Origin of the sequence: Rhodococcus sp. NPDC056960 (genome assembly GCF_042674125.1) — a bacterium.
Taxonomy (GTDB): domain Bacteria; phylum Actinomycetota; class Actinomycetes; order Mycobacteriales; family Mycobacteriaceae; genus Rhodococcus_F.
In genome coordinates this window covers 264880-283067 of sequence record NZ_JBHURF010000007.1, presented here as the reverse complement: position 1 = coordinate 283067, position 18188 = coordinate 264880, and the positions used below count along the sequence as shown (strand labels likewise).

Annotated in this window: 17 protein-coding genes; 9 read left to right on the top strand and 8 right to left on the bottom strand. The window is 68.5% G+C overall.

Annotation, left to right across the window (positions count from 1 at the left end):
- The first annotated feature begins 11 nt into the window (after window positions 1-11).
- The 6 genes from ACFTWF_RS13630 to ACFTWF_RS13605 all read left to right on the top strand — a co-directional run bounded on the left by ACFTWF_RS13630 (window position 12) and on the right by ACFTWF_RS13605 (window position 5656).
- Window positions 12-812, top strand: a complete 801-nt coding sequence (locus ACFTWF_RS13630) for a mycofactocin-coupled SDR family oxidoreductase (protein ID WP_378461732.1) — start codon at window positions 12-14, stop codon at window positions 810-812.
- Window positions 813-814: 2 nt separating this feature from the next.
- Window positions 815-1645: a mycofactocin-coupled SDR family oxidoreductase gene (locus tag ACFTWF_RS13625; RefSeq protein ID WP_378461731.1), complete on the top strand. Its 831-nt coding sequence runs from the start codon at window positions 815-817 to the stop codon at window positions 1643-1645.
- A 68-nt stretch (window positions 1646-1713) separates the two neighbouring features.
- The gene (locus tag ACFTWF_RS13620) at window positions 1714-2181 is read left to right on the top strand and encodes a nuclear transport factor 2 family protein (protein ID WP_378461730.1); all 468 of its coding nucleotides are present in this window, start codon (window positions 1714-1716) and stop codon (window positions 2179-2181) included.
- Window positions 2181-2942 carry an SDR family NAD(P)-dependent oxidoreductase gene (locus ACFTWF_RS13615; RefSeq protein ID WP_378461729.1) on the top strand — a complete coding sequence of 254 codons (762 nt, stop codon included), beginning with the start codon at window positions 2181-2183 and terminating at the stop codon, window positions 2940-2942. Before ACFTWF_RS13620 ends, ACFTWF_RS13615 begins: the two co-directional genes overlap by 1 nt.
- 255 nt (window positions 2943-3197) lie before the next feature.
- Entirely contained in the window at window positions 3198-4064 is an 867-nt protein-coding gene (locus ACFTWF_RS13610) for a TauD/TfdA dioxygenase family protein (protein ID WP_378461728.1), read from the top strand.
- Between the two features lie 56 nt (window positions 4065-4120).
- Complete coding sequence (locus tag ACFTWF_RS13605) at window positions 4121-5656, top strand: phospholipase C (protein WP_378461727.1); 1536 nt, start codon at window positions 4121-4123, stop codon at window positions 5654-5656.
- On the opposite strand, the gene ACFTWF_RS13600 is transcribed toward ACFTWF_RS13605, so the two are convergent.
- Both ACFTWF_RS13600 and ACFTWF_RS13595 read right to left on the bottom strand, forming a co-directional pair.
- Window positions 5649-6632, bottom strand: a complete 984-nt coding sequence (locus ACFTWF_RS13600) for a Gfo/Idh/MocA family protein (protein ID WP_378461726.1) — start codon at window positions 6630-6632, stop codon at window positions 5649-5651. The two genes, ACFTWF_RS13605 and ACFTWF_RS13600, sit on opposite strands and share 8 nt — an antisense overlap.
- A gap of 103 nt (window positions 6633-6735) precedes the next feature.
- Entirely contained in the window at window positions 6736-8151 is a 1416-nt protein-coding gene (locus tag ACFTWF_RS13595) for an amino acid permease (protein WP_378461725.1), read from the bottom strand.
- A gap of 252 nt (window positions 8152-8403) precedes the next feature.
- On the opposite strand from ACFTWF_RS13595, the gene shiA reads away from it, so the two are divergent.
- On the top strand, window positions 8404-9762 hold the full coding sequence (gene shiA, locus ACFTWF_RS13590; protein WP_378461724.1) for a shikimate transporter: 1359 nt from the start codon (window positions 8404-8406) through the stop codon (window positions 9760-9762).
- A gap of 10 nt (window positions 9763-9772) precedes the next feature.
- Here the strand turns inward: shiA and ACFTWF_RS13585 are convergent, their stop codons facing one another.
- Both ACFTWF_RS13585 and ACFTWF_RS13580 read right to left on the bottom strand, forming a co-directional pair.
- Window positions 9773-10570 carry an IclR family transcriptional regulator C-terminal domain-containing protein gene (locus tag ACFTWF_RS13585; RefSeq protein WP_378461723.1) on the bottom strand — a complete coding sequence of 266 codons (798 nt, stop codon included), beginning with the start codon at window positions 10568-10570 and terminating at the stop codon, window positions 9773-9775.
- A gap of 14 nt (window positions 10571-10584) precedes the next feature.
- Window positions 10585-12003, bottom strand: a complete 1419-nt coding sequence (locus ACFTWF_RS13580) for a DUF2252 domain-containing protein (protein WP_378461722.1) — start codon at window positions 12001-12003, stop codon at window positions 10585-10587.
- A 98-nt stretch (window positions 12004-12101) separates the two neighbouring features.
- Between ACFTWF_RS13580 and ACFTWF_RS13575 the strand changes: the two genes are divergently transcribed.
- Window positions 12102-13175, top strand: coding sequence for a PQQ-dependent sugar dehydrogenase (locus ACFTWF_RS13575; RefSeq protein WP_378461721.1), 1074 nt, complete (start codon window positions 12102-12104; stop codon window positions 13173-13175).
- Window positions 13176-13218: 43 nt separating this feature from the next.
- Here the strand turns inward: ACFTWF_RS13575 and ACFTWF_RS13570 are convergent, their stop codons facing one another.
- Window positions 13219-13548: a hypothetical protein gene (locus ACFTWF_RS13570; RefSeq protein ID WP_378461720.1), complete on the bottom strand. Its 330-nt coding sequence runs from the start codon at window positions 13546-13548 to the stop codon at window positions 13219-13221.
- A 120-nt stretch (window positions 13549-13668) separates the two neighbouring features.
- Between ACFTWF_RS13570 and ACFTWF_RS13565 the strand changes: the two genes are divergently transcribed.
- Complete coding sequence (locus ACFTWF_RS13565) at window positions 13669-14520, top strand: spermidine synthase (RefSeq protein ID WP_378461719.1); 852 nt, start codon at window positions 13669-13671, stop codon at window positions 14518-14520.
- Here the strand turns inward: ACFTWF_RS13565 and ACFTWF_RS13560 are convergent.
- The 3 genes from ACFTWF_RS13560 to ACFTWF_RS13550 are packed head-to-tail and all read right to left on the bottom strand — an operon-like array spanning window position 14517 to window position 18184.
- Complete coding sequence (locus tag ACFTWF_RS13560; RefSeq protein WP_378461718.1) at window positions 14517-15908, bottom strand: GntP family permease; 1392 nt, start codon at window positions 15906-15908, stop codon at window positions 14517-14519. The genes ACFTWF_RS13565 and ACFTWF_RS13560 overlap by 4 nt on opposite strands.
- Before the next feature lie 30 nt (window positions 15909-15938).
- A complete protein-coding gene (locus ACFTWF_RS13555) occupies window positions 15939-16568 on the bottom strand; it encodes a bifunctional 4-hydroxy-2-oxoglutarate aldolase/2-dehydro-3-deoxy-phosphogluconate aldolase (protein WP_378461717.1) in 630 nt (209 codons plus the stop codon).
- On the bottom strand, window positions 16565-18184 hold the full coding sequence (locus ACFTWF_RS13550; RefSeq protein WP_378461716.1) for an amidohydrolase family protein: 1620 nt from the start codon (window positions 18182-18184) through the stop codon (window positions 16565-16567). Before ACFTWF_RS13550 ends, ACFTWF_RS13555 begins: the two co-directional genes overlap by 4 nt.
- Between the last annotated feature and the right edge of the window lie 4 nt (window positions 18185-18188).

Below are 18188 nucleotides of genomic sequence, written 5' to 3'. Positions count from 1 at the left end.
GGGAAATACCGATGTCACGGATGGCAGGCAAGGTCGCCTTCATCACCGGTGCCGGGAACGGCATGGGACGTAGTCACGCGGTTCGGCTCGCCGAGGAGGGTGCCGACGTGGTCGTCGTCGACCTGCCGTCGGCGGACGCCGATCTCGCCGAGACCGGCAGGCAGGTCCGCGAACTCGGCCGGCGGGCGGTCGTCGCACATGCCGACGTCAGGGATCCGTCCGCGCTGCGGGCGGCCGTCGCCACGGGGGTCGACGAACTGGGCCCTCTCGACGTCGTCGTCGCGAACGCGGGTGTCTGCGACAACCCCGGCCCGGCCTGGACGATCGACGACGCGGACTGGCACCGGTCGCTCGACGTCAACCTCACCGGGGTCTGGAACACGGCGACGGCCGCGGTCCCGGCGATGCGCGACGGTGGCGGTTCCGTCGTGATCGTCAGTTCGACCGCCGGCATCAAGGCGGTGGCCGGGGCCGCCCACTATTCGGCGTCCAAGACCGCCGTGGTCGGGTTGGCCCGGACCCTCGCGAACGAACTCGGGCCGCAGTTCATCCGGGTCAACGTGCTGCACCCCGGTGCGGTCGGCACCCGCATGACGCTGAACCCGGCGACGATGGCACGGCTGCGGCCGGATCTCGAGAATCCGACCCACGACGACGTCGTGCCGGTTCTCTCGGCGAACCACATGCTGCCCGTGCCGTGGCTGGACTCGCGCGACGTCAGCAACGCGCTGCTGTTCCTGGCCTCGGACGAATCGCGATACATCACCGGCACACAACTCGTGGTCGATGCCGGACTGACCCAGAAGGTGTAGAGATGACAGGTCGAGTGAACGGAAGAGTCGTCCTGGTCACCGGTGCCGCACGCGGGATCGGTAGGGCGCAGGCATTGCGATTCGCGCAGGAGGGTGCCGACGTCGTGGCCGTCGACCTGTGCGGGCCGGTCGGCACGGTGGTGACGCCGCCGGCGAGCCCGGAGGATCTCGAGGTGACCGCGAAGCTGGTCCGGGACACCGGCCGCCGGATCGTGACCGCGCAGGTGGACGTGCGCGACGGCGACGCGCTCGCCGAGTCGGTCACGGCGGCGGCCGGGGAACTGGGCGGACTGGACTTCGTGTGCGCCACGGCGGGCATCACGTCGTCGGGTGCGGCACTGGAACTGGACTCCGAGACGTGGCAGACGATGCTCGACGTCAACCTGACGGGGGTGTGGCAGACGTGCAAGTCGGCGGCCCCGCACCTGATCGAGCGGGGCGGCGGCGCGATGATCCTGACGAGTTCCATCGCCGGTCTGCGGGGGCTCGTCGGAGTCGCCCACTACACCGCGGCCAAGCACGGGGTGGTGGGTCTGATGCGGTCGCTGGCGAAGGAACTCGCGCCGCACGGGGTACGCGTCAACAGTGTCCATCCGACCAACGTGGACACGGACATGATCCAGAACGACATGGTGCGGCGGGCGTTCCGGCCCGACCTCCAGCACCCCACCCGGGAGGAATTCGCGGCGGCCGCGGTGACGATGAACATGCTGCCGATTCCCTGGATCGAACCGGTCGACGTCGCCAACGCCGCGTTGTTCCTGGCGTCGGACGAGGCGCGGTACATCACGTCCGTCGCCCTGCCCGTCGACGCCGGCAGCGTCAGTAGATAGTGCCGGCAGCGTCAGCAGATAGTTGCGAGTCGCTCCGCGGGGTGCGGCGCCCGTGGTATGTAGAACAGGTGTCAGTTTCCGATCTCGAGGCAGTCGCGGCAATCAGCCGGCTCAAGTACGCGTATCTCCGTGCGCTCGACACGAAGAGCTGGGACGAGTTCGCCGATACGCTGCTGCCGGACGCCACGGCGAACTACGGTGAGCGCCTCACCTTCGACTCCCGCGACGCGCTCGTCGAGTACATGAAGGCGAACCTCGGATCGAACACCATCACCGAACACCACTGCGGTCATCCGGAGATCGACGTGGACGCCGATACTGCCACGGGACGGTGGTACCTCTCCGACACCGTGCTGATCCCGGAGCACGGCATGGTGCTGCGCGGGGCGGCGTTCTACTCCGACCGCTACCGGCGGGGCGCCGACGGCCGGTGGCGGATCGCGCACACGGGGTACGAGCGCACGTACGAAGCGGTGATGTCGCTGGCCGACATCCCGAGTTTCCATCTCACAGCCAACCGATGGGCGGACACCTGATGGGCACGCTGGACGGCAAGGTCGCGCTGATCACCGGCGCCGGTCAGGGGGTGGGCGCGGGCATGGCGTTCGCGTTGGCCAAGGAGGGCGCCCGGATCGGGGTGGTCGGGCGGACGGAGGCGAAACTCGTCGACACGTGCGCCGCCATCGCCGACTTCGGCGGGACCGCCGAACCGATCGTCTGCGACGTCAGCAAGCGCGATCAGCTGGCGCCGATGGTCGACCGCGTCGTGGACGTGTTCGGGGGCCTCGACATCCTGATCAACAACGCCAACGCCAGCGCGCTCGGACCGCTCCTCGACGTGACCCCGAAACTGCTGGACCGGGCGATGGCGGTCGGTCCGGTGGCCACGCTGTTCCTCATGCAGCTGTGCTATCCGCACCTGAAGGCGCGCGGCGGCGGTTCGATCATCAACCTCGTCAGCTCCTCGGCGGTGCGGTGGGACACGAGCGGTTACGGGCTGTACGCGGCCACCAAGGAGGCGATGCGCTCGCTCACCCGCACCGCCGCCAGCGAATGGGGTCCCGACGGCATCCGGGTCAATGCGGTCGCCCCACATGCGCTGTCGCCGGGGCTGAAGTGGTGGACGGAGAACAACCCCGAGGAGGCGGCGGAATTCGTGAAGTCCATCCCGCTCGGCCGGATCGGCGACTGCGAGCGGGACATCGGGCGCGCCGTCGTCTTCCTCGTCGGTCCCGACGCCGGCTATCTGTCCGGCGCCACCATTCCACTCGACGGCGGGCAGGCCCGCTGGAGCTGACCCCGCACGGTTGCCCCGCGCTTGCTCATTTCCCTCCGGTCCGGTAGGAATTGGGTCGTGCATACGACTCACCTGGTGCGACGCCTCACCGTCGACCTGTGCCGTACGTGCGCCAACATGTGTTGTTGTTGACGGTCCGGCGCGCGTACCGCGTGCTGTCCACTCCTCGGTAGCCATCGGCCTTCCGGTAATTCCTCGCGCATTCCCCGCGTTCGCAGGTCCGGGCCGACCCTCGACAACTTCGCGAAAGAAATCATGAGCACTGCATTCGAGACCAGAGCGGCGTCGCTGACGCTCGACAAGTTCGGCCCGTCGTTCGGCGCCGAGATCATCGGCCTGGACGTCGCCACCGCAACCGACGACGAGGTGGCCGCGATTCGGTCGGCGCTGACCGAACACAAGGTTCTGGTCCTGCGGGGCCAGTCGCTCGACGACAGGAGCCACATCGAGTTCGGTCGCCGGCTCGGGCAGCTGACCGCAGGCCACCCCGTCCACGACAGCGGCAACGTCGCGCAGGAGGTGTACGCGCTCGACAGTCAGGACAACGGGTTCGCCGACGTGTGGCACACCGACGTCACGTTCATGAAGCGCCCGCCGCTGGGATCGATCCTCCGCCCCGTCGTCCTCCCGCCGCACGGCGGCGACACCAACTGGGCCGACAGCCAACTCGCGTACGAGTCGCTGTCGCTGCCCGTGCAGCAGATGATCGATCAGCTGACGGCGGTACACGACGGCAACCGCGAGTTCGGGTACTACCTCGCGCAGAAACGTGGCGGTAAGGGAAACGTCTGGGACGGTGAGGAAGTCACGGCACTCGTGCCCGTCGAGCATCCCGTCGTGCGGGTGCACCCGGAGACGGGGCGCAGGGGCATTTTCGTGAACCCGGGGTTCACGTCGCACATCGCCGGAGTGTCCGAGGCGGAGAGCCGCGGAATCCTCGACTTCCTCTACGCGCACCTCACCAAACCCGAGCACATCGTGCGCCACCGCTGGCGGCTCGGCGATCTCGTGCTGTGGGACAACCGCAGCACCGTGCACTACGCCAACCGCGACTACGGAACCCAGCACCGCGTGATGCACCGCATCACGCTGGAGGGTGACGTGCCGTTCGGCCCGCGGTAGGGCAACCCGCGCATTCACCGGGCGGGCGGCGTCCGCAGCGACTACCGTCACGATCCGTGACCCCGGCATCGGACATCTCGCGTCGCAAGTTCCTCGCCTCCGCCGCAGCGGCCGGGGGCGCCGCATTCCTCAGTTCGTGGGCGGGCCCGGTCATCGACCGCGCCTACGCGCAGGATCCGGGCGGCAGCGGATCGCTGAACGACATCGAGCACTTCGTCTACCTCATGCAGGAGAACCGGTCGTTCGACCACTATTACGGCACGTTGTCGGGGGTGCGCGGCTTCGACGACCCGTCGCCGGCGTGGCAACAGTACGGCTGGACGCCGGGTGCCGGGCCGACCCCGACCGGGTATCTCGAGCCGTTCCGCCTCGACACCACGCAGGGCACACACCTCGACGGCGAATGCATCAACGACCCGACCCATGCGTGGGGTCCGCAGCACGACGCGTGGAACGGCGGCGCGATGGACCGGTGGATGCCGGTGCACGTCGCGCACGAGGGGCCGCTCAACGGTCCCGCGACGATGGGCTACTACACGCGGGCCGACATCCCCGTGCACTACGACCTCGCCGACGCATTCACGATCTGCGACCACTACTTCTGCTCGGTGCTCGGACCGACGGACCCGAACCGGCTGTACTGGATGACGGGAACGATCGATCCGGACGGTCTGGCCGGTGGTCCACTGGTCGAGACACCGACGGTGATCCCCAGGTTCGCCTACTCCTGGCGCACCTACCCGGAGAACCTGCAGGAGGCCGGCGTCAGCTGGAAGGTGTACGCCAACAAGGATCTCGGGCCCGTGTCGAGTATCGCGCTCGACGGAATGCTGGGCTGCTTCAAGCAATACAGCGACCCGACTTCGGAACTCGCCCGACGCGGGCTCGATCCGACGTATCCGAACGACTTCCGGGCCGACGTCGCGGCCGGCACCCTGCCCGCGGTGTCCTGGATCGTGCCCAACATCTTCACCTGCGAGCACCCGGCGCTGCCCCCGGCCGCGGGCGCGGTCGGGATCGTCGAGGTGCTCGACATCCTCACGTCCAACCCGGCGATCTGGGAGAAGACGGCGCTGATCATCAGTTACGACGAGAACGGCGGCTTCTTCGACCACGTCACCCCACCCACACCGCCGCCGGGCACCCCGGGCGAATACCTGACGGTTCCGTTGAACACGGTGTCGGAGAGCGAGAACAATCCGGGTCCGATCGGCCTCGGTTTCCGGGTGCCGTCGCTGATCATCTCGCCGTACAGCCGCGGCGGACTCGTCGCGTCGGACACGTTCGACCACACGTCGCAGTTGCGACTGCTCGAGAAGCGGTTCGGCGTTCCCGTCCCCAACCTCACCGACTGGCGTCGCCGCGCCGTGGGCGACATGACGTCGGCATTCGACTTCTCGTCGGCACCGAACGCCGGCGTGCCCGCGATGACGGACCCGGGCCCACGCCTGCAGGCGGCGATCGCGCAGTGCGGGCCGAACGTGGCCGCCGGGACGCTCAACGCCGGTGCGCCCTACCCCGTCCCGCCGAATTCGATGCCCGTGCAGGAACAGTCGCCGCTGCGGCGCCGTCCCAGCGGTTTGATCATGTAGCGACCCGGACCGCCCGGCCCTCGTCGATCGACTGCAGGATCGCCAGCGCGGCCGTCACCGACCGCAGCCCGTCGAGTCCCGTCGCCACGGGCTCACCGGCCCCGCGGACGGCATCGACGAACGCCCGGATGCCGGGTGCGTACAGGTTGTCGACGGCCTCGAGCGGGACGGCCGTGTCGCACCCGTCCGCGACGATCCGCAGCGTGCCGGTGGGATCGGGACGCATGCAGTCGCGCGCGACGAGAGTGCCCGTGGTGCCGTGGATCTCGAAACCCGTGACGGCGTCCGGGACCGTGTACGCGTCGTGGAGCGAGAACAGCGTGGACGTGCCGAGGACGCCGCTCGTCATCACGGCGTCCGCGGGACCGTCGCTCAGCCCCTGGCACACACCGACCGCCGTCACCGTGGCCGGTTCCATCCCGGTCACGAAGCGGAGCGTGTCGAGGTCGTGCACCGCGAGGTCGAGGGCGACCCCGCCGCCGACGCCGCCGAGACGCCACCCGCGCAGGGCCTGGCGCAGCAGGATCGCGTTGCTCACCCGCACCGACAGGACGTCGCCGATTGCGCCCTCGGCCAGCAACTGTCGTGCCGCGCGGTGGACGGGGTGATTGCGGAGGTGATGGTTCGTCGCGAACACCACCCCCGCGGATGCGGCCGCGTCGACCATCTTCCGCGCCTGAGTGACGTCGAACGACAGCGGCTTCTCGCACAGCACGTGCAGACCCGCGTCGATCGCGGCCATCGCGTGGTCGAAGTGCTTGTCGTTGGTCGACGAGATGTAGGCGGCCTGGACATCCCCGCCCACGGCCGCGCGCAGGTCGCCGGTGGCTGACTCGATGTCGTGTGTCCGCCGGTAGTCCTCCGCGCGCGCCACGTCACCGCTGAGCACCACCGCCGCTGTCTGCCCGCATTCGCGCAACGCGGGGAGCACGCGCGTGGCAGCGACGTTGCTCGCACCGAGAATTGCCCATCTCATGAGCGTCGGTCCTTCCTCGGGCCGGTGGGTCCGGCCTTTCCGAAGCGGGACTGTACGCCGTGTTCAGTGAGCGCACTACCGTTCACGATGAGAACGGTGAACGTCAAGGCCGGAGGGCGTCGACCGTTTCGCCGGCGGTCGTGGGATCCGGTGTCTCGCCGGTGGCGCCGCGCGTGCGCTGGCGGTAGATCCCGATTCCGACCACCACGGCGGCGAGTCCCATCGAGACATACATCTGGCTCCTGGTCTCCGGCAGCACGAGCATGCCGACGCACAGCGCGATGATGGCGGCGATGGTGCACCACGTCAGGTACGGGAACAGCCACATCTTCAGCGTGAGGTCCTTGCCCTCCGCCTCGAGCCGGCGCCGCATCCGCAGCTGCGAGACCGAGATCGCCAGCCACACGAACAGCGCGATCGCTCCCGAGGAGTTGACGAGGAACAGGAACACCGTGTCCGGGTAGAGGTAGTTGAGGCCCACCGTCAGGAAGCCCACGACCGTCGAGACGAGAACGGCCTGGCGCGGGACGCCGGACGAGCCGATCTTCGACAGTGCGGCCGGGGCGTCGCCGCGGCGGGAGAGCGAGAAGATCATCCGGCTCGCCGTGTACAGCCCGGAGTTCAGGCACGACAGCACCGACGTGAGCACCACGACGTCCATGATGTTGCCGGCCGCCGGGATGCCGAACGAGTCCATGACGGCGACGTACGGGCTCAGCGCGACGGACGCGTCGTCCCACGGCAGCAGCGTCACGACGATGGCGATGGATCCGATGTAGAAGATGAGGATGCGCCACACGACGGAGCGCACGGCGTTGCGCACGGCGGCAACGGGGTTCGCGGATTCACCGGCCGCGATGGTGGCGATCTCGGCGCCGAAGAACGAGAACACGACGACGAGCACGGCCGCGAACACGGCACCGGCCCCGTTGGGGAAGAATCCGCCGTGACCGGTGAGGTTGGTGAGTCCGGGTGCTTCGACGCCGGGCAGGGCTCCGCAGATTGCGAGGACGCCGAGCACGAGGAAGATGACGATGGCCGCCACCTTGATCGACGCGAACCAGAACTCGAACTCGCCGAACGATTTCACCGACGCGATGTTCGTCAGCGTGAGCAGCACCATCAGGATCAGTGCCCAACTCCACTGCGGGACGTCGGGGATCCAGCGGTTCATGATGACGGCACCGGCCGTCGCCTCGATGCCGAGGACGATGATCCAGAACCAGGCGTAGAGCCAGCCGATGCTGAATCCGGCCCACCTTCCGATCGCGCGGTCCGCGTACGCCGAGAACGATCCCGTCTCGGGGTTGGCGGTCGACATCTCGCCGAGCATGCGCATCACCAGGATGACGACGATGCCCGCGAGTGCATAGGCGACCAGAACGCCGGGGCCCGTCTCGCGGATCGCGACCCCGGAGCCCACGAAGAGGCCTGCGCCGATCACCCCCGCGATAGCGATCATCGAGAGGTGCCGCTTCTTCAGTGAGTGCTGAAGTTGCGGATCGGTGGTACCTGACATGGAGAAATCCCTTCGGCGCTACTCCGGATGTGATGTGCGTCGCTGATTCGGGAAAGTGTGTACGAGTCGCGGAGGCGGAGGTACCTCCGATTCGGTGAATTTCGAGCAGCCCGGTTGGACGAAACGGCAGTACCGCGCACCCGCGCTGTCTTGACAACGCGTAAACGCTATGGCTACCGTCACATTATTCAACCAGCGGACATGCGTTCGGTATACGAACGGATCTGGCACCAACCAAGACGGGACAGCGGAATGAGCGATCACGCCTTCACCCCGGCGGCCGAGAAGCAGGCGCGACGCGCAGCGTTGAGCAGTTTCGTCGGCGCGGTCATCGACTGGTACGACTTCCTGCTCTACGGGTTGGTGGCGGCCCTGGTCTTCAACTCGGAGTTCTTCCCCAACGTCAGCCCGGCGATCGGGACGCTCGCCGCGTTCGCGACGTTCGGCGTCGGATTCCTGTTCCGTCCCCTCGGCGGCGTGGTGTTCGGCCACTACGGCGACCGCATCGGACGCAAGCGGATGCTGATCCTCACCGTGCTGATCATGGGCACGAGCACCGCCCTGATCGGACTGCTGCCGTCGTTCGCCGCAGTCGGCTGGTGGGCGCCGGTCCTGCTCGTCGCGCTGCGTGCCATCCAGGGCTTCGCCGTCGGCGGCGAGTGGGGTGGCGCCGCGCTGATGGCGGTGGAGAGCGCGCCGCCGAAGAAGAAGGCGTTCTACAGCAGCGGCGTGCAGGTCGGCTACTCGGTCGGGCTCATCCTCGCCACCGGATTCGTCATGCTCATGAGCAACCTGACCACCGAGGACGCGTTCAGCCAATGGGGTTGGCGGGTGCCGTTCATCGCCAGCGTCGTCCTCGTCGGCATCGGCCTGTGGATCCGCGCCGGCGTGCATGAGAGCCCCGAGTTCGTCGAAAAGGTCGAGAAGGTCGAAGAGGAGCAGCACACGCAGGAGAAGAAGCGGATTCCGCTCGTCGAGGCGCTGCGCAACCACCCGAAGGCATTCCTGCAGATCATCGGTCTGCGTTTCGCCGAACTCTTCTCCATGTACATCGTCACCACGTTCGCGCTCAGCTACTCCACCAAGGAACTGGGCATGGAGCGCAACTTCATGCTTAACGTCGGTCTGCTCGTCGGCGCCGTGGGCATCGGCACGATCCCGCTGTTCGCCTGGCTGTCCGACAAGCACGGCCGTCGGCGGGTGTACATCCTCGGTGCGCTGATCGGCGCGGTGTGCGCGTTCCCGTTCTTCGTCGTCCTCGAGAACGGCTCGATGATCGGGACCGTCATCTTCGCCGTGCTCCTCGTCAACATCTCGCACGACATGGTGGTCAGCGTGCAGCAACCGCTGTTCACCGAGATGTTCGGCGCGGAGTACCGCTACAGCGGCGCCGGGGTCGGCTACCAGGTGGCCAGCGCGATCGGCGGCGGTTTCACCCCCTTCATCGCGGCTGCCCTGGTCACCGCCAGCAGTGGGTCCTGGCACCTCGTGGCCGTGTACCTGGCCGGCGGCTGCATCGTCAGCGCCCTGATCGCGTGGCGGCTGCAGCCCGATTCGGGTGCGGCGGTGTCGGACGCCGACACGTCGGCCACGCTCGAGAACGCGCGCTGAGCACTGACGGCTAGCCGAGGGGCAGATCCGCACCGATCCGTTCCGCGGTCGCCACCAGGCTCGGCACCACCGACGCCTCGACGTCCTCCCGCGTGTACTGGGTGCCCTGCAGCGAAGAGTTGAGGGCGGCGACCACCGTGCCCGTCCGATCCCGGATGGGCACGGCCGCCCCGCGGATGCCGATCTCGAGTTCGTTCTCCGACATCGACCAGCCGTCCGCGGCAACCGTCCGGACCTCCGCGCGCAGTTGCTCGGCGTCGGAGATCGTGTGGGGTGTGAACGACCGGAATGCGGTGGACTTCAGGTAGTCGTCGAGCGCGTCGGCCGAAAGTCCGGCCAGCAGAACACGTCCCGTAGACGTCGCGTACGCGGGAAACCGCATGCCCACCGTGATGGAGATGCGAATGATTCGCGGTGAACGCACCCGCGCCACGTACACCACGTCGGGGCCGTCGAGGATGGTCACCGAGATGGTTTCGCCCAGTTCCTTCGCGAGAGCCTCGATGTGCGGATCCGCGACCTGCGGCAGCCGCAGCGCGGCGAGGTAGGAGAAGCCGAACCGGAGCACGCGCGGTGTGAGCGAGAAGTTGCGGCCGTCGAGCCGCAGGAATCCCTTGTCCACCAGGGTGAGCAGAATGCGCCGCGCGGTGGACCGGGTGATCCCGACGGCCTGCGCCACCTCGCTCAGAGTGCGCTCACGGTGCTGATCGTCGAAGCATTCGAGGACGCTCAAACCGCGGTCCAGGGACTCGAGGAAGTACCGTTCCTCGGCCACCTCAGCAGCCCCCTGATGCGCGCACGCCGCCATCCTACCGTGGCTCGCTACAGTCCTTTCTCCGCAGGAAGCCGCCCCGATTTCACTGCCGTCCGCAGCGCGTCGTAATCCTTCTCGGACTGATCCGCGTAGAGGCGGGCCCAGTCGGTGACGGCCCGGTCGAAGGCATCCCCGTTGCCGAGATACCCGGTCACGAACGCGGATCCGGGGCTCTGGCTGTGCGCGCGGGCGAGCATCGCCCCGCACAGCCTCGCGTACCGGGCCAACCGCGCCGGATCCAGGGTGTGCAGGTCGACGGACCCCTTCATGTCGCGGAACTGGCGGAGGTAGAAGTCGCGCAGACGTCCGTCGTCGCCCTCCACACTGTGTACCCATCCCAGGAACGGATCCGATTGCGCCTGAAGGATTCGCTGCGCGCCGACGACCCGGGACCCCTGGCCGTTCTGGGAGACGGCACGAATGATCGATTCCGGTGCGGTCGCGACCTTCCCGTGTGTCTCGAGGACTGACTGGGGGGCTTCCTTGGCCTGCAGGAAGAGCGGCTCGCCCGCGGGCCCTTGCAGCAGAATCAACCAGCAGCGGGTTCCCACGCTGCCCACTCCCACGATCCGCATGGCGTAGTCGACCACCTCGTACTGTGTGAGCAACAGCCGGATGTCCGCGCGCAGGGTGGCGAGGTAGAGCAGGTAGAGCTCGGTGATGCGGCCCAGGTCGTAGTTCTCGGAGTGGCGGATGACGGGGAACTGATCGACGATGAACGGCCGGCCGCCCTCCTCCGTCGTGGTCAGTTTGCGGAGCACCTGTTCGGACGTCCGCTTTCGGGCCTTCTGAGTGACCGCCCGGATCTCGCGCTTCTGCGCGCTCGGATCACGCTCGAGAACGTCCGTCTCTTCCTGGAAGTAGTACCGCTCGGTGGCGGTCAGCTGAAACAGCCCCGCCAGGGAGCTCCGGTAGGAGCGGACGGCGGCAGCGGTGGATGCGGCGCACTGCTCCTCGGTGTGCGAATTGTCGCGCCCGTTGATCCATACGCTCGCGGCGAGCCGGCGCACGTCCCACTCCCAGGGCGCCGGGTACGACTCGTCGAAGTCGTTGAGGTCGAACAGCATCCGGCGTTCGGGTGAGGCGAACAACCCGAAATTGGCGAGGTGGGCGTCGCCGGAGGCGATGACCTGACATCCGGTGACCGGTGAGTCGGCGAGGTCGTGCGCCATCATCGCGGCCGAGCCGCGGTACAGGGCGAACGGTGATTCGAGCATGCGTCCGATCCGGATCGGCACCAGCGACTGCAGCCGGGTCGCGTTCTGCGCTTCGATCACCGCCACCGGGTCGCGCTCCGGAAGGACGAACGCACCCTGCGCCTTGCGGGGGAGTGCCTCGCGGGCCGCCTTACCCGCCGAACGTCGGGCGTCGATCACCGTTGTCGCACCGGCTCTGGAGGACGTGGCCATGACGTCGAGTCTAGGCACCCGCAGCCCCACGTGAGTGAAGATGCGTGTGCGAGGACACATTGCCACTCACCTGGGGGAGGATGGACAGCGTGCGGTCGCGCGACGGGAGGACACCCATGGGACAGCGACTTTTCGCGGTTACCGTGGTGCTGGTGGTGCTCTCGTGCGCGGCCTGCCAGTCCGAGGGCAATTCCGCGCAGGTGTCGACGACCGCCGCGGCGCCGTCCGGGGGCGAACCGGCCGTCGTCGCGTCCGACCTCGACGTGCCGTGGGGGATTGCGCTCCTGCCGGACGGGACGGCGCTGATCGCCGAACGGGACAGCGGCACCGTCCGGCACCTGCAGGCGAACGGCGACACGACCGTCGTCGGCGACGTGCCCGGTGTGGCGGCGCAGGGCGAATCGGGTCTGCTCGGCCTGGCCGTCTCGCCCGCCTACGCCTCGGATCGGACGATCTACGCGTATCTGACCACGAACGACGACAACCGGGTGGTCACCCTGCGGTTCGACGGCACCGGCCTCGGTGAGCCGACCCCGATCCTGACGGGCATCCCCGCCGGATCGATCCACGACGGCGGCCGGATCGCGTTCGGCCCGGACGGCAAGCTGTACGTCGCCACCGGGGAAGCCGGAGACCGGCCCCGCGCGCAGGACCCGTCCTCGCTCGGCGGCAAGATCCTGCGGATCAACCCCGACGGGTCGATTCCGGCAGACAATCCCACCCCCGGCTCACCCGTGTGGTCGCTCGGGCACCGCAACGTACAGGGCCTCGCGTGGGACGACGCCGGCCGCATGTGGGCCACCGAGTTCGGGGCGAACACCTGGGACGAAGTGAACTTGATCCGACCCGGCGCCAACTACGGATGGCCGGAGGTCGAGGGGAAGTCCGGCGAGGCGGGTTTCGTCGACCCGGTGGTCCAGTGGCCGACCGGCGACGCGTCCCCGTCCGGGATCGCCTTCCTGGACGGTTCGCTGTGGGTGGCGGCGCTGCGCGGCGAACGACTGTGGCGGATCCCGGTGGGCGGCGACGGAACACTCGGCGAACCGCAGTCGCTGTTCGAGGGCGAATTCGGGCGACTGCGCACCGTCGTCGCGACACCCGGCGGCGACCTCTGGTTCAGCACCAGCAACCGCGACGGTCGCGGCAACCCGGGCGACGGCGACGACCGAATCCTCATGCTCCGCCTGTGAGTACTTGTTAACCGCCCGCGGTTAACAAGTACTCACAGGGGGGTCAGTCGGTCCAGGGCACGATCGGCGGCTTCACCCACATGATCTTCTCGTCGCGGTGCGCCGGGGTGGCGGCGGGATGGTCGGGGTGGCGCTCCGCCCACGCGGTCTTCTGCTCGAGCAGTTCGACGACGGTGATCCAGGTTTCCATGGTGCTGGGCGGGTTCGACCCGGCCGCCCGGGCGAGTTTCCGCAGCGTGGTGTCGGTCAGGTCGAGGAGTTCCTGACCGCTGATCCCGCGATCCCACACGTACCGCGCGAGTCCCGTCGCCTTCTCGCGTCGCCGTTTCGCTGCGCCCTCGGTGTGCGCGAAGTCGACTTCCTGAGGTTCCATCGTCTTCCCTTCTCGTGCGCGTCTCCACGGTAGGTCACCCGCGCGTGGTCCCGGTATCGTGGGAGCACGATTCTCGCAGCAGGCGCGAGTGGACGGTGCGAGCAGTAGGGACGACGGACGATGGGCAGGCAGCGCGGCGGTCGGGCTGCCCGGACTTCCGACGGGGGTCCCGTCGCCGGGGTGTATCCGATCGACACGGGGACGTGCGAACTCGCGGAGGATCACCTGAACCCGCACGGCTGGGTGCTGAAGGTGAACGGGGTCGAGAGTTCCCACATCGACCTGTCCGATCCCACCCACCTCGATTTCGAGTACATGCGGTGGATCGCCGAACTGGTCGCCTCGCACTGGGGGAGGGAGCAGCGGGTGCGGGCCCTGCACCTCGGCGGCGGCGCCTGCTCGCTGGCCCGGCATCTCGCCGCCCGGTACCCGGACGCCCGGCAGGTGGTGGTCGAACTCGACGGCCGGCTCGCGGAGTTGGTGCGCGAGTGGTTCGACCTGCCGCGGGCCCCGCTGCTGCGACTGCGGGTCGGTGAGGCGCGGGCGGTGACCGAGACGCTGACGGAATCGAGCCGCGACCTGATCGTGCGCGACGTCTTCGCCGGCAACACCACTCCGGCGCCGCTGACGACTGCGGAGTTCACCGGGCACGTGCGGCGGGTGCTGGCGCCGGGCGGGATCTACGCGGTCAATTGCGGCGACACCCGCGATCTCGTGCTGGCACGCCGGGAGGCGGCGACCATCGGCAGCGTGTTCCCGCACACCACCGTCATCGCCGATCCCGCCATGCTCAAGGGCCGCCGGTACGGCAACATCGTGATCGCGGGCAGCGACGTGCCGATCGGCGAAGACCCCGCTCTCGTCCGCACGCTGCTCGGTGGCGGTGTGCCGGCCCATGTCTGGGACGACCGGCAGGTGCGGACGTTCGCCGGTGCGGCACGGGTGCTGCGCGACGAAGAAGAAGGCGGCTAGACGAGCACCCAGATCAGCGACGCCATCGCGAAGCCGACCACCGACAGGATCGTCTCGAGCACCGTCCACGTCTTCAGGGTGTCTTTCACCGACATGTTGAAATAGCGTGACACGATCCAGAATCCGCCGTCGTTGACGTGGCTGGCGATGATGGATCCGGCCGACACGGCGATCACGATCAGCGCGGTCTGCGCGGACGTATAGTTCCCCGCGGCGATGGCCGGTTCGATGACGCCCGCGGTGGTGACGATCGCGACGGTCGCGGAGCCCTGGGCGATGCGCAGCGCGCAGCTGATCAGGTACGCGGACAGGATGACCGGGAGACCGAGTGCGTCCATCGAGTCGGCGAGGGCCTGCCCGACCCCGGTGGCACGCAGCACCGCGCCGAAGAACGCGCCGGCACCGACGACCAGCAGGATCATGCCGACCGGCTTCAACGCCGCCGCGGACATCGCCGCGATCTCCTGCGCCGTGATTCCGCGCCGGGTCCCCAGCAGATACAGCGCCAGCAGGACGGCGATGGTCAGCGCGATCGTGGGTGTGCCGAGGAAGATCAGGACCGACAGCAGCGTCGAGCCTTCGTCGAGGACCACGTTGCCGACGGTCGCACCGAGGATCAGGACCATCGGCACCAGGATGATGAACGAGATCAGCCAGAGCGGCGGCGGGTTCTCGTAGGCTTCCCGCTCCTCCGGGATGAACTCGTCCGGGACCTCGATGATCACGCGCTTGCCGATCCAGGTGCCCCACACGACGCCACTGACGAACCATGCGGGGATACCGCACGCGAGGCCCATGATGATGATCCAGCCCATGTCGACGTGCAGCAGACCGGCCGCGGCGACGGGGCCCGGGTGCGGCGGCAGGAACGCGTGGGTCATGGAGAGGCCCGCCAGCATCGGCATCGCGTACATCACCAGCGACTTGCCGCCGCGCTTCGCCGCCACATACACGAGCGGCGCGAGGATGAAGATGCCGATGTCGAAGAAGACGGGGATGCCGAGGACGAGGCCGGTGACGCCCATCGCCAGCGGGGCGCCCTTGGGGCCGAACAACTTCAGGAGTCGTTCGGTGAGGACGTCGGCGCCGCCGGAGCGTTCCATCATCGCGCCGAGGACGGTGCCCAGACCGATGATCGGCGTGATGTGCCCGAGGATCCCGCCGAAGCCCTTCTCCAGTATGGAGTCGGCCGCCGACGTGGGGGTGCCGACCAGTTCGACCACCGACACTCCCGCGATGAGAGCGACACCGACGCCGACGACGATCAGCGCGATGAACGGCTCGAGCTTGAGCTTGATGATGAGGACCAGCAGCACGCCGATGGATACCGCTGCGAGAGTGAGGAGTCCGGCTGTGTCGTGCTGCAGCCAGTCGACGAACGACGTCATTGCGTCTCCAGGAAGAGGGGAAGGGGATGCTCAGGCCGAGAGCGCGGTGACGAACGCGCGTGCGCGGTCGGTGATGTCGGTCCAGTTGCCCGCGGCGACACTGGCCGGTGGAACGACGCTGGTGCCCGCGCACACGGCCAGGGCGCCGGCGTCGAGGAACTGGCGGGCATTGGAATCGTTGATGCCGCCCGACGGCAGGAGTTCGACGCCGGGATACGGGCCGTGCAGGTCGGACAGGTAGTCGGGGCCGAGCCGCTTGGCCGGAAAGATCTTGACCGCGGCGGAGCCGAGATCGACGGCCATGGCCACCTCGGTCGGGGTGAACGCGCCGAGGAAGACGGGAATCGACCGTCCCGTAGCGACTTTCGCGACGTCGGGACGGATGCCGGGGGTGACGAGGAACCGGGCGCCTGCGTCGATCGCGGCCGCGGCCTGATCGCCGGTCATCACGGTGCCGACGCCGAGGATGCTGCCTGCCGCGGCTGCGGCGTCGGCGGCGCGGCCGAGATGGTGGAGCACGTCCGGTGTGGTGAACGTCAGCTCGACGGTCCGGATTCCGCCGTCGGCGAGCGCGTGGCACAGGTCGGTGGCATCGGGGATGGTCTCCGCGCGTACCACCGTCAGGACCCGGTCGGCACGCAGGATGTCGATCTCGGTCATCGGACTGCTCCTCCTTCTTCGCGGCGCAACGATCTTCCGGCGGTGGCACCGGTGAGGCGGCCGTCCTCGAGAGCGAGGCAGCCGCGGACGAAGACGTGGGAGAACCCGGCCGCCGCCCGGCGCGGCTGCGCGTACGTCGCGGTGTCGGCGACCGCGTCCGGATCGAACAGCACGAGGTCGGCGGCGTATCCGCGGCGGACGAATCCGCGGTCGACGAGGCGCAACCGGGTGGCAGCCCGGCCGCTGAGGTGACCGACGCACTCCTCGAGGGACATCAGACCGAGGTCGCGGCTGTAGTGCCCGAGGTACCGCGCGAACGTTCCCCACGCGCGGGGGTGCGGTTTCCCGCCGACGAGCAATCCGTCGCTGCCGGCGGTGTGCCGGGGGTGCTGCATGATCGCGCGCACGTTCTCCTCGTGGCCGACGTGCTGCAGGATGCCGCTGCCCAGCTGGTCGCGGATCAGGATGTCGATGCACACGTCGAACGGGTCGCGGTTCTCGGCGGCGGCGATGTCCGCGACGGTCTTCCCTACGTAGCCGTCGAGTTCCGCGTTCTGCACACCGCTGATCTCGAGGGTGTGCCACTCGGCGATCACCCCGTGGCAACCGTCGGATCCGGTGACCTCCAGGTGCTCCCGGATGCGTTCGAGGGCAACCGGATCCCGGAGCCGGTCGAGGGTCTGCTCCATGCTGCCCGCCGACGCCCAGCTGGGCAGGATCGCCGACAGCGTGGTGGCGCCGGGAAGGTATGGGTAGGTGTCGAGACTGATGTCGGCACCCGCGGATTCGGCCTCGTCGAGCAGGGCCAGCAGTTCGGGGGCGCGGCCCTTGTTGGGTCCGAAGTTCAGCGTGGCGTGAGCGAGATGCAGTGCGCACCCGGCCCGCGACGTCAGGTCGATCATCTCGGCGTAGGCCTCCATCGCGCCGGCTCCGTAGGACCGGTGGTGCGGGGAGAAGTAGCCGCCGTACTGCGCGACGGTCCGGCACAGTGCCAGCAGTTCCTCGTTGTCCGCGTACATCCCCGGCGTGTAGGTCAGCCCGGCGGACAACCCGACCGCACCCTCCGCCATGGACTGCGCCACGATCCGCTGCATCTCCTCGATCTCGGACGGCGTCGCCGGCCGGTCGTCCCAGCCGACCACCAGCGCCCGGACCACCCCGTGCGGGACGAGATACGCGACGTTGGTGGCGATGCCGCGATCGAGCCGGTCGAGGTAGTCGCCGACGCTCCGCCAGGAGAAGTCGAAGTCCTCCGGGTCGGTGTTCCAGCCGGCGATCTTGCGCCGCACCACCGCGAGCACGTCGTCGGTGACGGGCGCGTAGGACAGTCCGTCCTGGCCGAGGACCTCGGTGGTGACGCCCTGGGTGATCCGCGACGGATGTTCGGGGTTGATCAGGATCTGCAGGTCGGAATGGGCGTGCATGTCGATGAAACCGGGCGCGAGTACCAGTCCCTCGGCGTCGATCACGCGGTCCGCGGCGGGACGTTCGGTGACGGAGTGGTCTGCCTCGGGCCAGATGTCGGCGATCCGGTCTCCGTCGACGAGCACGTCGGCGCGGTACCGCGGCGACTCCGAGCCGTCGACGACGGTGGCGGAGCGGATCAGTGTGGTCATGGTG